General features: G+C 35.6%; 13 protein-coding genes. 4 read left to right on the plus strand and 9 right to left on the minus strand.

What is annotated here, in order from left to right:
* Positions 1-385 precede the first annotated feature (385 nt).
* Positions 386-1,219: a phenylacetic acid degradation operon negative regulatory protein PaaX gene (gene paaX, locus IEV35_RS13905; RefSeq protein WP_188385322.1), complete on the plus strand. Its 834-nt coding sequence runs from the start codon at positions 386-388 to the stop codon at positions 1,217-1,219.
* Between the two features lie 67 nt (positions 1,220-1,286).
* Here paaX and IEV35_RS13910 read toward each other — a convergent pair whose 3' ends face one another.
* From IEV35_RS13910 to IEV35_RS13920, 3 genes are all read right to left on the minus strand, one after another.
* The gene (locus IEV35_RS13910) at positions 1,287-2,318 is read right to left on the minus strand and encodes a S66 family peptidase (RefSeq protein WP_188385269.1); all 1,032 of its coding nucleotides are present in this window, start codon (positions 2,316-2,318) and stop codon (positions 1,287-1,289) included.
* A gap of 103 nt (positions 2,319-2,421) precedes the next feature.
* Positions 2,422-3,399: an aldo/keto reductase gene (locus IEV35_RS13915; protein ID WP_188385270.1), complete on the minus strand. Its 978-nt coding sequence runs from the start codon at positions 3,397-3,399 to the stop codon at positions 2,422-2,424.
* 100 nt (positions 3,400-3,499) lie between these two features.
* Positions 3,500-3,916 carry a PaaI family thioesterase gene (locus tag IEV35_RS13920; protein ID WP_188385271.1) on the minus strand — a complete coding sequence of 139 codons (417 nt, stop codon included), beginning with the start codon at positions 3,914-3,916 and terminating at the stop codon, positions 3,500-3,502.
* A gap of 326 nt (positions 3,917-4,242) precedes the next feature.
* Here IEV35_RS13920 and IEV35_RS13925 point away from each other — a divergent pair, with 326 nt between their 5' ends.
* Positions 4,243-5,241, plus strand: coding sequence for an NAD(P)/FAD-dependent oxidoreductase (locus IEV35_RS13925; RefSeq protein ID WP_188385272.1), 999 nt, complete (start codon positions 4,243-4,245; stop codon positions 5,239-5,241).
* 57 nt (positions 5,242-5,298) lie between these two features.
* Here IEV35_RS13925 and IEV35_RS13930 read toward each other — a convergent pair whose 3' ends face one another.
* The 4 genes from IEV35_RS13930 to IEV35_RS13945 are packed head-to-tail and all read right to left on the minus strand — an operon-like array spanning position 5,299 to position 8,971.
* A complete protein-coding gene (locus IEV35_RS13930; RefSeq protein WP_188385273.1) occupies positions 5,299-5,499 on the minus strand; it encodes a hypothetical protein in 201 nt (66 codons plus the stop codon).
* A 12-nt stretch (positions 5,500-5,511) separates the two neighbouring features.
* Positions 5,512-6,243, minus strand: coding sequence for a cysteate racemase (cuyB, locus tag IEV35_RS13935; protein WP_188385274.1), 732 nt, complete (start codon positions 6,241-6,243; stop codon positions 5,512-5,514).
* A gap of 37 nt (positions 6,244-6,280) precedes the next feature.
* On the minus strand, positions 6,281-7,774 hold the full coding sequence (locus IEV35_RS13940) for a Mur ligase family protein (RefSeq protein WP_188385275.1): 1,494 nt from the start codon (positions 7,772-7,774) through the stop codon (positions 6,281-6,283).
* A 12-nt stretch (positions 7,775-7,786) separates the two neighbouring features.
* On the minus strand, positions 7,787-8,971 hold the full coding sequence (locus IEV35_RS13945; protein WP_188385276.1) for a carboxylate--amine ligase: 1,185 nt from the start codon (positions 8,969-8,971) through the stop codon (positions 7,787-7,789).
* 273 nt (positions 8,972-9,244) lie between these two features.
* Between IEV35_RS13945 and IEV35_RS13950 the strand changes: the two genes are divergently transcribed.
* Complete coding sequence (locus IEV35_RS13950) at positions 9,245-10,501, plus strand: GGDEF domain-containing protein (protein WP_188385277.1); 1,257 nt, start codon at positions 9,245-9,247, stop codon at positions 10,499-10,501.
* A 15-nt stretch (positions 10,502-10,516) separates the two neighbouring features.
* On the opposite strand, the gene asnB is transcribed toward IEV35_RS13950, so the two are convergent.
* Positions 10,517-12,361: an asparagine synthase (glutamine-hydrolyzing) gene (gene asnB / locus IEV35_RS13955; protein ID WP_188385278.1), complete on the minus strand. Its 1,845-nt coding sequence runs from the start codon at positions 12,359-12,361 to the stop codon at positions 10,517-10,519.
* Positions 12,362-12,466: 105 nt separating this feature from the next.
* The gene (gene rlmN, locus IEV35_RS13960) at positions 12,467-13,534 is read right to left on the minus strand and encodes a dual-specificity RNA methyltransferase RlmN (RefSeq protein WP_188385279.1); all 1,068 of its coding nucleotides are present in this window, start codon (positions 13,532-13,534) and stop codon (positions 12,467-12,469) included.
* Between the two features lie 438 nt (positions 13,535-13,972).
* Here rlmN and IEV35_RS13965 point away from each other — a divergent pair, with 438 nt between their 5' ends.
* Positions 13,973-14,992 (plus strand): LLM class flavin-dependent oxidoreductase, encoded by a 1,020-nt coding sequence (locus tag IEV35_RS13965; protein WP_188385280.1) that lies wholly within the window; start codon positions 13,973-13,975, stop codon positions 14,990-14,992.
* Positions 14,993-15,353 lie beyond the last annotated feature (361 nt).

Genomic DNA, 15,353 nt, shown 5'->3' on the forward strand with positions numbered 1-15,353 from the left:
CAAAGTGTTATATTAATGACAATATTATTTTAAATTTTCTCAAATATCATTATTTTAATGTGCTATAATCGTGTTATTAACAAAAAGTTTAATAGCCATATCCGTGGCCCGAATACACTTCGCTTTCCGTGGGCGGCTGGTGAGCCTCCTCAGAGCTAACGCTCTTGCGGGGTCTCACCGATGCCTTTCCTCCCACAGGAGTCTACGTGTATTCGGGCCACTCAGTGCATACATATAAATAGTGTCTCGAAATAACTTTTTTGAGATTATTAACTACTAATCACTAACAATTTTTGTTAAAATTTAAACTACTAACGTTTTATGATGGTGACGTACAGAAAAGTGAGGGAGTTTTTTGGTGAATAAGCAGTTTAATACGAGATCTATGATTTTCACCTTGTTTGGTGATTATATACGGCATTATGATAATGTCATTTGGATTGGAAGTTTAATACGGTTATTACAAGAATTTGGACATAATGAGCAATCGGTACGTGCTGCTATTTCAAGAATGAATAAGCAGGGATGGGTTGAATCTAATAAAATCGGAAATAAAAGTTATTATTCGTTAACAGACCGAGGAAAGGCCCGAATGGATGAAGCCTCCAAACGTATTTATAAAACCGAACATCCATCATGGGATGGAAATTGGCGCATCCTCGTCTACACCATTCCAGAGAATAAGCGTCATTTACGAGATGAATTGCGAAAAGAGCTAGTATGGAGTGGATTTGGGTTATTGTCCAATAGCTGTTGGATTACTCCAAATCCTCTTGAGGAACAAGTTAATCGGCTAATTGATAAGTATGACATTCATGAGTACATTTCCTTTTTCCAAGCTTCATATATAGGAACAAATGACCAAGAAGAACTTGTACAAAAATGTTGGAATCTAGATGAGATCAATGAAAAATATCAATTATTTATACAGGAGTACAGTCAAAAGTATGTAATTGACAAAAATAAAATGGAAAAAGGAGAACTAAGTGATGGAAGCTGTTTCGTCAAATCCGCGCTCCTCGTTCACCAATACCGGAAATTTTTATTTATTGATCCAAACCTACCTCAGGAATTATTACCTAATATGTGGCTAGGTGATTCAGCTGCATCGTTATTCACTGATTATTATAAGATGCTTAATGAGCCTGCTAAACGATTCTTTGAACAGGTCTATAATCAAGGAGAAGTGGAGAAGGTTATGGAAGAGATTAATAAATAACCGAAAATAAACCCTGATAATACAGCTAAAAAAGCTTGAGGATTCTCGCCTCAAGCTTTTTCAAATTTCATTCTACCCCACTCTCAAGTATAGAGAATGTTCTATTGTCACAATTAATTTCTGCCATGGCACCATATGGCAAAATAAATTTCGGTTCGGTATGTCCAAAATTTAAATTATAAAGGATCGGTAAGTCCTTCAACTCATACTCTTTCATTACTTGTTGAATTACTAATTTATACTCGTCATAGTACATTTCATCCTTTGGTTTGCCAAAAATGATTCCCTTCACCTTTTGTAATATTCCTTGTGCTGCATAATTTCTTAACCAATATTTTATATATTTAGGTTCTGGCTTTTCCTCCGATGTTTCAAAGAATAGAATACTATTCTCCCAGCACTTATCTTCAGGCCAAATTTCTGTTCCTTTGGCAAACTCAAGTACTTCCATGCACCCACCAATTAAGCGTCCTTGAGCTACTCCTGAACCTTGAAGAATCTCATATCCTGTATTCTGTTGCAAAGCTCTTCGACGATTCTTATTATCTTCTATCCACTCCAAAAACTCACTTGTCCAAGCCGGTGCTGATTGAATCTCACCAATAACTTCATTAGAAAATAGCGTTCGGTTCACCATTTCAATCGTATACGGATTCATCTCCACATTTTCTGCAAAATCCGTTAATATAGCTGGACCGTAAAAAGAAGAAACCCCTGCCTTGTAACAAAACAAATGAGATATAGTCACATCTGAATATCCCATGAATACTTTTGGATTTTCACGAATAACATCAAAATCGATGAAAGGAAGTAAACGTATACTTTCTTCTCCACCAATATTGGCAATAATCCCTTTAATATTTTTGTCCATAAATGCTGTCATTAAATCTTCTGCACGTGCCTGAGGATTTCTATAAAGGTAGTCTCCCCCCTTCAAACTATTCGGCATAGGAGTTACTTTCAGTCCAAATACTTCTTCGAGTCTCTTTACACCTTGTTCATATCGCCACTGTAGTTCTGGTTCTCCCGCTCCTCCCCAAGAAGGGCTTACCGTAGCTATTAGATCTCCCGGTTGTAATTTTTTCGGTTTGATTAACATATTCACTCCCCCTTATTTAACATAAATATCTTTCTGTTCCTTGTAAGTCATTATCAATTACAATTATCTTCTAAAATTCAGTAATATATCTAAACTATTCACATTACGGTAATTTATTACCCCGTGAAGCTACGTAAAGAGAATACCATTCTTCACGAGTCATAAGTTCAGCCTGTCGAATAGCATCTTGGCATTTCGTTATTCTTTCCGGATTTGTTGTTCCGATGACTGGTTGAATCATTGCCGGATGGCGCATAAGCCACGCAAGGACAATTGCTTCTTTAGAAGTATCTTTTTCTAATGCTAATTTCTCGACCAATTTTATCGTAGCGAGCTCAGATTCTGATGGATTGTCTAACGAACGACCAGAATAAATCCCGTTTGCTAAAGGAGCCCAAGCTTGTAACTGGATATTAGTTAAACGACAATATTCTATCATTCCTTCTGGAAAATTTACATCTATTCCTTCCTTCTGATTTACTAATACACCTTCCTCTATCCAATCTTTTTCCTTTAAACTCATATTCAATTGATTTATCACCATAGGTTCGGAGCAGTAAGCATTCAATATTTTGATTTGAGAAGCATTCATATTAGAAACACCGAAGTGACGGACTTTCCCTGAAGTCCTCAATAATTCAAATGCCTCTGCTATTTCTTCTGGTTCCATTAGCGGATCTGGACGATGTAGCAAGAGAATATCTAAATAATCGGTATTTAATCTATCTAATATCCCATCCACCGAGTTAAGTATATGGTCTTTTGATAGATCATACCGACCCGGATTCTTGCCATCAGCAAATCGAATACCACATTTCGATTGAAGAACGATGTTTTCTCTGAGTTCTGGGCGCGACTGTAGGATTTCGCCAAATACTTTTTCTGCTTTTCCTTTTCTATAGATGTCGGCATGATCAAACATTGTAATTCCGTTAGATAATGCTACGTCAATTGCCTTTTCTGTGTTTAGTACATCCTCTTTGGTGTAGGGAGTATTATCCCAACTTCCCCCGAAACCCATACAACCTAAGATGAGGCGGCTCGTAGTTATCCCCTTTTTCTCAATTGGCATTACTTTCATATCATTTCCTCCTGATGATTTTACTCTTTAGATTTCTGATTCCATCGTTTCATATTAAAAAACCATTGTCCATGAAAACAATGGTTTCTACAAACCTTCATTATTTTTGCTGAATAAGTAGAGAGGAAACACATGTAGCAATCTTTTTCTCATTTTGAACTAATTCAGCCACAACATAAGCCAATGTCCTTCCCAACTTTTCCACTTTAGCAATTACTTCGATCTCTCCTTCAAAGGCTGGGCGGTGGAAGGTTGTATCTAAATCAATGGATACAAACCCTTGATTCTCTGTTAATTTCGAGGCAATAGCATAAGCCATTAATATATCTGCGGCAGAGGAAATAAAGCCTCCCATGACCACTCCTAAACCATTTATGAATTTCTGATCAACATCCCATATCCCTTTTGCTACTCCATCTTGGGCTTCATTAACTGTCACTTGCATCGTCGTATCACACGGAGGTGGAGTTAGCCCATGAGAGGCAACTTGTTGTAAATCTGTAATTGAATATTTCATAAAATCCTACCCCTTCCATAATTTAAACAACCGTCAATTATACGTTAGTAAAATAATACGTTTATAAATAAAAGAAGTCAATATTATCATAAATTTGATAATTAATCGTTTATTCAATTATTAACTAAATACACCTAAAATCCCGTGTTTTTTCATGAAAATGTAGGAGAAGATCGCACTATTGTTTCACTTTTTTAAATAATATTGACTTTTTTACACAATATTTTTATTATTTATATAACAATATTTTATTAACCGTATTATTTACGTTATATTGTTATGCTGATTATTAATTTTCTCATTATAAGATTAAAGGAGACCTACAGATGAAAAATAGTGAAATATCAGATATTACGATAATAGGTGCTGGTCCAGTTGGCTTATTTACGGCGTTTTATGCAGGTATGCGGGAAGCGTCTGTCAAGATTATTGATAGTATGCAAGAGGTCGGAGGGCAACTTGCCGCATTATACCCTGATAAATATATTTATGATGTCGCCGGCTTTCCAGGAGTAAAAGCAAGGGATTTAGTAGCAGAACTTCATAAACAAGCATTAACATTTTCCCCTACCATTTGTTTAGATGAACAAGTTCAAAATATTATACAGTTGGACGATGGAACTTTTGAAATTCACACATCTAAGAATATTCATTTTACTAAAAGTATTATTATTTCTGCCGGAGCTGGGGCTTTTGAGCCGAGAAGGTTAAAGCTTGATGAGGCAGTTGAATTTGAAAATCGAACCCTCCACTACTTTGTGAAAGATCTTAACCACTTTGACGGAAAACAAGTTCTTATTTGCGGCGGTGGAGATTCAGCTGTTGATTGGGCACTTGCACTAGAAGATATTGCAAGTGAAGTAACACTTATTCATCGAAGAGATGCTTTTCGTGCCCATGAGCATAGCTTAACCCTGCTTAAATCCTCTTCTGTTACTATTCGAACACCATTTGAATTGAAGGAGCTTATCGGAACTAATGGAGTCATCGAACAAGCTGTCATTCAAAAGGTTAAAAGTGTAGACACGGAGATCTATTCCATTGATGAGGTTATTGTTAATTATGGTTTTATTACCAATATCGGACCTATTAAATCTTGGGGACTTAACACGACGAAAAACGCAATTATCGTAAATGGAAAGATGGAAACCAATATACCTGGAATTTATGCCGCAGGGGACATTTGTGCATATGAAGGGAAACCAAAACTAATTGCAACTGGATTTGGAGAAGCAACTATTGCCGTTAACCACGCAAAATCATTCCTAGATCCAAAAGCAAAACTCAGTGTACATAGTACGCATTTGTTTGCGGAACCAAAGTAAAAAAACGACCCGTATATAGAGGTTTTTAGTCCTCCATACACGGGTCGCATCCTTCATTTAGCAGCGACTAGTATTTACTTCATACCATTCTTTCTGAGTAGAATCAGATGGTCCAGCAATTTTTTTGAACTTTGCTTTAGGTATTTTTACTTTTAAATAATTCGCTTCTTCTTTTGATAGCCTAAGTTCACGTACACCTCTACCATCTTTAAAAGATTCGAGTAAGAATTCATCAAATGCCTCTTTATTGGAAACCATGAATCTCCCTCCTTACTCTTGATTTAACATGATCACATTCTGTTTAACTTCTTTCCCAGAAAGAATAATGGATTGATTGACAAGAACTTGCATTGCATCCACACAATAATCCTGTAACTGATTAGATATAGGAATACAAGAAAGTTCTGTACAGCCAAGAATAACACAATCGCAGTTTTCTGTTTCTGTCATATTGATAATAATTTGTTCAAATCCAGCTACATCAACCGGTATATCCGCTTTAAAATCATAAATAGTACGCATCACTTTTTCTTGGGAATGCACATCTGGGATATGTGCCTCCATATTATATTTATGACAAACACGCTGATATATACCACTATTTACCGTACCGTCTGTTGCTAAGATGCCAATTTTTATTGCTTGTCCGAATTTGTTTCGAATATGCTTTACTGTCTCTTCAATCATATGAATAATATTAATCGTTGTCATCGATTGCATCTCATCGTAGAAGTAATGGGATGTATTACAAGGAATAGCGATATTTTCAATGCCAGCCGCTTCAAATATTTCAAAATCTTTCTTAACAGCTTCCAAAAACGGTTCCTTGTTATCTTCTAAAATAGCCCTTGTCCGATCAGGAATTGTGGCATGGTTAAGAATAACCATGTCAATATGATCTTGATCTTTATGAGCGACTGTATTCTCGATTACCTTCTCAAAAAACAATGAGGTTGCCGCTGGTCCCATTCCGCCTAAAACGCCTAATTTCTTCTGTTCCATTCTTCCACCCGCTTCTCTACCTTGCTGTTACTTTAGGCTATTTTACCTCTACATTTTCTTTATCTAATGCTTCAAGAGCAATTCCAGCACCATAGTCCATACCTTGGCATCCTGCAAGTAGGACAAGGTCACCTTTTGTTGTATGTGTTAATGCTTCATGAATAGCATCTGGCAATTCATTATATAAATCTACACGAATGCCTGCCTTATCCATTACTTCTTGAAAAGCACTAACCTCTTCATCGGTTACTTCATCCTTTGATGTTGTATGTGATACACTTCGAGTTGCTATTACTTCCTTAATCTTAAGTTTTTCTGCCCACTTTACAATCACTTCTGCATTTTCGCGATTGATTGTAGCACCTCTTTGCCCTCTAATTGCATATACTAGGTGTAGGTTTTCATAATCCATAAAATCTAATGTCTGTAATGTCACATTGATATTTCCAGGATTGGCAAAGTGATCATCAACAACTTTTATTTCATCTTCATGAATGAACTCAAATCGTCTTGGCACACCAGAAAATTCTTTTAATGTTTCTTGAATCGTAGTTACTCTTACCCCACTTAATAAAGCAATAGTAATTGCAACCATTGCATTGTATACAGAGTGCAGACCAGGTACAGCTAACTCAACCTTAAATTCACTTGGCTCGTACTTAATACCACTCGCTTCAAATGGCTTTAAGATTTCGACTGTAAATTTCCCTCTTCCAGTTGATAAGTCTAAATCTTTACAATGAAGATAGCCATTGTTGTTCGTTAGTCCAAAAGATATGACTTTTGCCTCTGTTTGGTCAACTAATGAAGCAGAATATTTATCATCTAAATTTAACACTGCGTAAGCATCTGGTGAGGCATTACGAATTAAGCTTGATTTCACCTCAAAATACCTTTCAAACGTACCGTGCATTTCCATATGTTCTTTACTCATATTGTTCAGTGAAACAATGTCGTACTCGACACCTTCAACACGATGTAATTCTAAGGCAGCCGATGACACTTCCATCGTTACATGCGTTACATCATTTTCAACCATATCGTTTAGATATTTTTGTAAATCCAATGACTCTGGCGTCGTTAATTCAGCAGGAATAGATGTATCGCCATTTTTCACGACAACCGTTCCAATAAGTCCTGTTCTGCGACCCTCTTTTTCCAAAATAGCATTCGTCATATATGAGGTTGTTGTTTTTCCATTAGTCGCGGTAATCCCGATCATTGTCATTTTTGACGAAGGATTTTTATATAATTGTGAACCTAATTTCGCTAGTGCAATTCGGCTATCAGAAACAACATATTGTGGAATATGTAAATCTGCTTGATAGTCTTCTACTACTGCAGCAACTGCTCCACGTTGTATGGCATCAGGTAAATATTTGTGTCCGTCTGTTTTATAACCTTTCACACAAACAAATAAGTCTCCTTTTTCCACCTTTTGGGAATGATAAGAGACACTATTAATCTCTACATCCAACACTTCTGTACTATTCGTTACATCTAACACTTCTAACAACTGTTTCAACTGCATCCAACATACCTCCTAGCCTCTTTTACGGCCTCCTAATAACTTTCCAACTCGATGTTTAGTAAAAGCAATTGCTGGTTTTGGATCACGAATGCTCCAAATTGCATATGCTTTTGGACGAAATAGTGACTTAACCACTTCACCTATTTTCAATTGTCCTGTTTGCACATATCCTTTAACTGCTAGTAAATCTTCATAACCATACCAAAAGGCACGATTCGTAGTTTCTGTTACAGCTTTAGGTTCAAGTGGTTCTCCTATCATCTCTCGATACGTAATATAAGGGAAATTTAAGCCAACTTTATATAATAAATGGTTAAAGTTTGTAATTCGGGCATTTATTTCAATTAAATAGAACTCGCCGGTTTCTTCATCTTTTTTAAACTCTATCTCTGCAAAGCCTTTATAATTTATCCCTTCTAAAAAGTTCGAACCAATCTCAAATAGTTTGGGGGTATACTTCTGAATCGTATAAACAGATGCCCCGAAATTAATTGGGTATTGGCGAAGCTTTTGACATGTAGTCCAGTGGGTCACTTTAGATTCTTGATTTAAATACGCGTCGAACGTATACATATGATCATCAAATCCAGGGATAATTCGTTGAACAAATACTTCCAAGTTTGCTTGTTTCGCCTGTTCTAATGCCTCTTCTAATTCCTGCATATTATAAACTTTAAAAATCTTTTTACGGAACACTCTAACAAAGGTTGGCGAATCAAAAGGTTTTACTAAACAAGGAAATTTAATCTCTTCTTCCACCCTTTGTTTGAAGTTTGGCTCATGAATTCGAACGGTCTCCGGTACACGTACACCATGTTTCACTGCTAGCTCATGTAATGTATCTTTATTCATTACTTTCGTAGCTAAACCTTGTTCGGTTTGTGGAATTAAATAATATTTCTTTATTTCATGTAAATGAGCATCAATTACCTCCAGATATGTATCATGGCATGGTATTAATACTGGTTTTTTCTCTTGCTTTTTAGCATAATCAATTAATGCCTCAATAAACTTTTCCGTCTCTTTTTGATAATGAGGTACAATTATTTTCTCATTACAATATTTTGAAGCCGCTCCATACCGATCCTCTTCTGAATAATCCATTGCTACTGTATGGACACCCTCTTTTCCAAGGCTTCGGATGGCACTTAATCCTATATAATAGTTATTACCTAATATAACTGCTTTATGACTCATATTCGTTTCTCCTATATGGGTTATTCCTATCAAATTAACACAAATGCATTTAGCATTAGTTGTTTCCTTACTTTATTATATTCTTCATTATACCTATCTACAAATTAAAGCTCAATAAGACATTGTTAGGGATTTTAATTAACAAATAAACTATTCGTTCTTTTGCAAAAATTAATAAGAATAGCCACAAAAGTATGATATATTGTATATATAGTAATATTTACCTAAATTAATTGATCAATCATTAGAAGAGATAGAGGGGAATTGTAGTCAATGCGTCTAGATAAAGCTTTTATTTTTCTCATATTTTTCATTTCTGTCGTTGTCGCTTTTAGCTCAGGCGGAATTAGAGTAGAACTATCTGATTACTTGATTGCACTTTTTCTCTTTTATTTCTTTTCAACCTTATACTATCATTTAAAAGTAGTTGTCAAACAAGGAAATTCAAGAATTGATTACACAATCCCATATAGCCTTGGAATAGCATTATTCGCAGGACCAATAGGTGCGTTTTTTTATGAATTATGTTATATGTTTACCGTTTATTTCATAAGAAAGTCTAGTAAGATTGCAGATGAAGAGGAACTATTACATACATTTTATAATGTCGGAGCTTTTGCTCTAAATGGGGCAATTGGCTATTATTTATTCCATTGGCTTCATCCAGTAGTTGGACAAGTTCCATTTGGATTCTGGTTATTAATAATTGGTATCGTGATGCTAATGTCCTTTTTATCTCATCTATACTTAGCAATCGTTTTTCTTTTTAGTGGTGAATTTAAAACTATTCAAGATGTATTATCCTTTATCAAAAGTAGAAGTATTTTAGATCTAGGTAAAATAGTCTTTTCTAACGGATTGTTATTCGCATTTTTAGAAAGTCGACAATGGGAAATGGTCGTCGGTTTATTTATGTTAAATTACCTTGTCAGTCGTTCCAACGTTGCGATTAACCAGTCCCTTCAACATAAGATGGAACGGGATAAATTCGAACAGATGGCTTATACCGATTTTCTAACTGAAGTATACAATCGAACCTACATGGATAAGAAAATGGATGAGCTTAATCATTCCGGAGAACGAATAGGGATTATTGTTACAGACATAGATTCTTTTAAGCGAATTAATGATACTTATAATCATGCGGTTGGTGACCGAGCAATCCAGCACTTTGCCCAAGTGCTGCAAAACTATTTAAAAGCAGATGATGACTTTTTATTCCGCAGTGGCGGTGAAGAATTTACTATCTTCTTAAGAAACCGCACGTATAGTGAATGTGTTTATTTAGTGGAACAGTTAAGAGATGGAATTAAAAATACTCCGGCTATTGCAGAGTATGACAATAAAAAAATCCATATTTCAATGACAGCATCATTTGGTCTATATTATTACAAAACAAATGAATCTATTGATATTAAGAAAGCTTATGTTTATGCGGATCAATTATTAATAAAATCTAAAAACCTCGGTAAAAATCGTTTCTCTGCAAAGGATGGTCTGGTTGATTTACCATTGTCAGCAAGGTATTAGAAAGAGGCCTATTCATTAAAGGAATAAGCCTCCTTTCTTATTATCTCCTTCTAATTCTTCAATATTAAGTTTATGCCACAACATAAAAACAAGAATCGTCCATAGCTTTCTACCATTATCATGATATCCATAAGCATGATCTACTAATAGCTTTAAACATTGAGATTTTTGTAACAAGTATTCTGTTTTACTTTCTAAGATTATTCGTTGTGCCCAATCATATAGTTCTTTTCGTAGCCATTTACTTACGGGAACAGGAAACCCCAATTTCTTTCGATCAATAACATCTCCAGGCACAAACCGCATGGCAGCTTTTCGTAGAATTACTTTTGTCTGATTATCAGTAAGCTTATATTTGACTGGAATCTTTTGTGCTACTTCAAAAACTTCCTTATCTAAAAATGGTGTTCTAACATCCAGCAAATGAGCACCTGTCATTCGGTTCGCCTTTAACAAAATATCCCCTGGCAACCACGTATGAATATCAATATATTGCATCTGTTGTGCTGGATGGTCTTTTTCTACTCGTTGAAATAGTGGTGATGTAATCTGTTGGTACTGGTACTGTTCATCGTATTCTTTTAAAAGATTCCTTTTCTCTTTTTCTTCAAATATCTTTGCATTTCCTATATATCGCTTATTTAGTGGTGTCGTACCACGTTGTAGAAAACTCTTCCCAGTCATTCCATCAGGAAATATCCGAGCTAATACATTTATCCATCGTAATAGTGTTTCTGGTATCTTTTGAAATACCTTTAACGACTCATATTCCCTGTATATATTGTATCCACCGAATAATTCGTCAGCTCCTTCACCGGAGAGAACAACATCTACATGTTCTTTTGCTAGTTCAGCTGCAATATATAGTGGAATAGACGCTGGGTCAGCTAATGGATCGTCAAGGTACGAGAGGATTGTTGGAAGCTTTTCTACGAACTCCTCTGGTTGGATAAGATGTGAATAATTTTCTACTTCGAGCTTTGTTGCTGTTTCTTTCGCTAAAGGTATTTCTGAATACCCATATTCTTCAAAACCGACTGAAAATGTCTTAATGGAGGGACTAATTTCCCTAGCAATACCTACCAATAAACTGGAATCAATTCCACCAGATAAAAATGCACCTATAGATGCCTCCTTCTGGACATGGGAAGCTACTGAATCTACCAATACTTCTTGAATGCGGTTAATAATTTGTTTTTCATTGCCATCTACCGGTTGAAAGGATGCATGAAAGTAACGATGTTTTTTTAGTGGATGTTCAAGTGTTTGTATTAGAAAATGTCCAGGCTCTAAACAATATACATTGTTAGCTAATGTCATTGGAGGTGGTACGTATTGGAAAGAGAAGTATTGTTGTAGTGCTTCTTTATTTAATTCAGTATGAGGTTGAAGTTGCATAATAGCCTTTTTCTCAGATGCAACATAACACTCATTTTCATTTTGTAGGAAATACAATGGTTTCATTCCGAAATGATCACGAGCAGCATATAAAATTTTCTCTTCACAGTCCCAAATTACAATAGCAAATTTCCCTCGAAGTTCTTTAAAACAATCTGTTCCACTCTCTTGAAAAAGGTTCGCAATTACCTCTATGTCTGAACCTGTTTCAAATAAATATCCTTTTCTTTCTAATTTATCTTGAATCTGTTTGTTATTATAAATCTTCCCATCTAAAACAACGAGATATCGACTATTAATAAGAGGCATATTGGCCCCATTTACATCCATCCAAAGGTGATTATCTCTATATGAATCTTCCGTTTCTTGGTTTCTATCTTTCAATGATTCTTTTGCCTTAATTATTTGTTCATCAGAAATATTCAATTGTGCACTGGAGAATACTCCAAAATAGCCACACATACTAACTTCCCCTTTTTAATATTAGACGTGTTTTTTGAGCTATTATATTCAAATAAAAAAAGATTGACCCGGTATATGAAATGGGTCAACCTTCCTAATTATTAATTATACGATTTTTTGATTCTTTATTTGCTTACTTCTTAACTGTCCACATGCCGCATCAATATCTGCTCCATTTTCCCAACGTACGCCACTATTAATGCCGTTTTGTTTCAAGATCTCATGGAATCTTTGAATATCAGCCGTAGTACTGCGCTGATATTGGTTATGTTCCTCTACGGAATTATAAGGAATTAAGTTTACATACGATAAATGACGTTTGCTGTGTAGAAGCTTCGCTAATTGCTTCGCTTCTTCTTCATGGTCATTAACATCTTTCAGCATAATATATTCATACGTAATGCGGCGATTTGAGTTTTCTAAATAATAGTCAACAGCTTTCATTAACTTCTCAATTGGAAAAGCTCTATTAATTTTCATAATGCTTGTACGCAACTCATTGTTTGGTGCGTGTAAGGAAATAGCTAGGTTCACTTGTAATCCTGTATCAGCAAATTCATAGATTTTATGAGCTAGACCACTTGTTGAAACAGTAATATGGCGCTGACCGATTTTCAGCCCTTTCTCATCATTTACTACATTTATAAAGTCAATGAGATTTTCAAAGTTATCAAACGGCTCTCCTATACCCATTACAACGATATGACTAACGCGTTCCCCTTTTCCTTCTTCATCTAAATACTTTTGTACTTTCATAATTTGTCCAACAATTTCGCCACTATCTAAGTCACGACTTTTTCTTAATAAGCCACTCGCACAAAATGTACAACCAATATTACAACCAACTTGTGTCGTTACACAAACAGATAATCCGTAGGGAAATCGCATAAGTACAGTCTCTATTAAATTTCCATCAGCTAATTTAAATAAAAACTTAACCGTACCATCTTTAGATACTTGTTTAATTTCTTCATCTAATGATTCGATTACATAGTTTTCTTCCAGAAGTTCAATTGTTTCTTTGTTTACATTCTTCATTTCAGAAAACTGGTGAACACGCTTTTTATACAACCAATCCCAAACTTGCTCTGCACGAAATCGTTTCTGTCCGTTCTCTAATAACCATTCCGTTAATTGTTCTTTCGTTAACCCATAAATGGATTTTTTATTCATTATTTTCTCATCTCCAACGTTTATATAACATACTGCTCTCCAGTAACATCTTTCCCTAAATCACTTTACTATCATACTTGAAATAAAGAATCGAATCAATTTAATTTAGATGGAAATTTTGTGTTGAGGGGCTTATCAGCTTTATTTCCTAAGGATTTATATTGGAAATGGACTTGAGCCGCTTTATCAAACTCATTACTTAGAGATTTTCCGTTATTTTAAGCTTGAGATGCTCTCTCAACCTCATTTCTTAGGAATTTCCCTTAATTTTAAACTTGAGATCCCCTCTCAGCATTATTTTGACAAGATTTCCTTCCTAAAACAAACTCGATACACCATACTTCCGCTTCTCAAATTAGTTCAAGCTAAAAGTTGGACTCTTTATACTAAACAACTTATCATTTCTTAATAAGGATTCGAAAAAAGGAGATCAACTTCATGAAAAGAGCAAATACGGCAAGAACATTTCAACATATACCACTATCCGTTCTAGATCTTGCACCTATTACTGAAGGTAGTAATGCAAGTGAGTCATTTAAAAACAGTGTAGAATTAGCTAAACATGTTGAAAAGTGGGGATTTAACCGGTATTGGTTAGCAGAACATCATAATATGGAAGGTATAGCTAGTTCGGCTACTTCGGTAGTAATTGGGCATATTGCAGGGCATACCAACAGTATTCGAGTTGGGGCTGGTGGTGTCATGTTACCTAACCATGCAACGATTGTAATTGCCGAGCAGTTTGGAACATTAGAGGCTATGTACCCTGGAAGAATTGATCTAGGGTTAGGAAGAGCACCAGGCACAGACCAAGCAACTTCTTATGCACTCAGAAGAACGCTTAATATGAGTGTGGAAGATTTCCCTATGCAAGTAAATGAATTACAGGATTATTTCTCTGATGAGCCTATATCACGAGTTAAGGCCGTTCCTGGTCAGGGGGCAAATGTTCCGCTTTGGTTACTAGGTTCAAGTGGATTTAGTGCACAACTTGCAGCACATAAAGGATTACCATTCTCATTCGCTAGTCACTTTGCACCAGCATTTTTACACCAAGCATTAAAACTCTATCGAGATAATTTCAAGCCATCGGATGTACTAGAAAAACCATATGTCATGCTTGGCATTAACGTTATCGCTGCAGATACTGATGAAGAAGCAAAAAGAATTGCTACATCCCAACAACAACAATTTTTAAGTCTACGTCGTGGAAATCCTGGGAAACTACAACCACCTGTTGATAACTTAGAGGAAATGTATTCACCACTCGAAATTGCGGCAGTCATGGAAACACTCGATCCAAAAACAACCATCGTTGGAAATCCAGATACCGTTCGCAAAGGTTTAGAGAGTTTCATTGAAGAAACAAATGCTGATGAACTAATTATCGGTTCACAAATTTTCCACCAAAAAGATCGTTTACGTTCCTATGAGATTGTCGCGGAAATGATGAAGTAATTCTTTTCTAGACAGTAAAAGGTAACAGGGCTAGGCTCTGTTACCTTTTTTTAGAGTATAGTTTTTAGATGGTGCTTATTTTACTTTTTCCTAGAACTTCTTCTGATTCGGGCTTATAGAGTGCTTCTATGCTACCTTATTCTAGTTTTCTTCTCCGTTTGGGCTTATAGAAGGCTTCTATATTACCTTATTCTAGTTTTCTTCTCCATTCGGGCTTATAGAGCGCCTATATGTTACCTTATTCTAGTTTTCTTCTCCATTCGGGCTTATAGAGCGCCTCTATGTTACCTTATTCTAGTTTTCTTCTCCATTCGGGCTTATAGAGTGCTTCTATGTTACCTTATTCTGGTTTTCTTCTCCA

This window comes from Ornithinibacillus halotolerans (genome assembly GCF_014637405.1).
GTDB classification, from domain to species: Bacteria; Bacillota; Bacilli; order Bacillales; family Amphibacillaceae; genus Ornithinibacillus; species Ornithinibacillus halotolerans.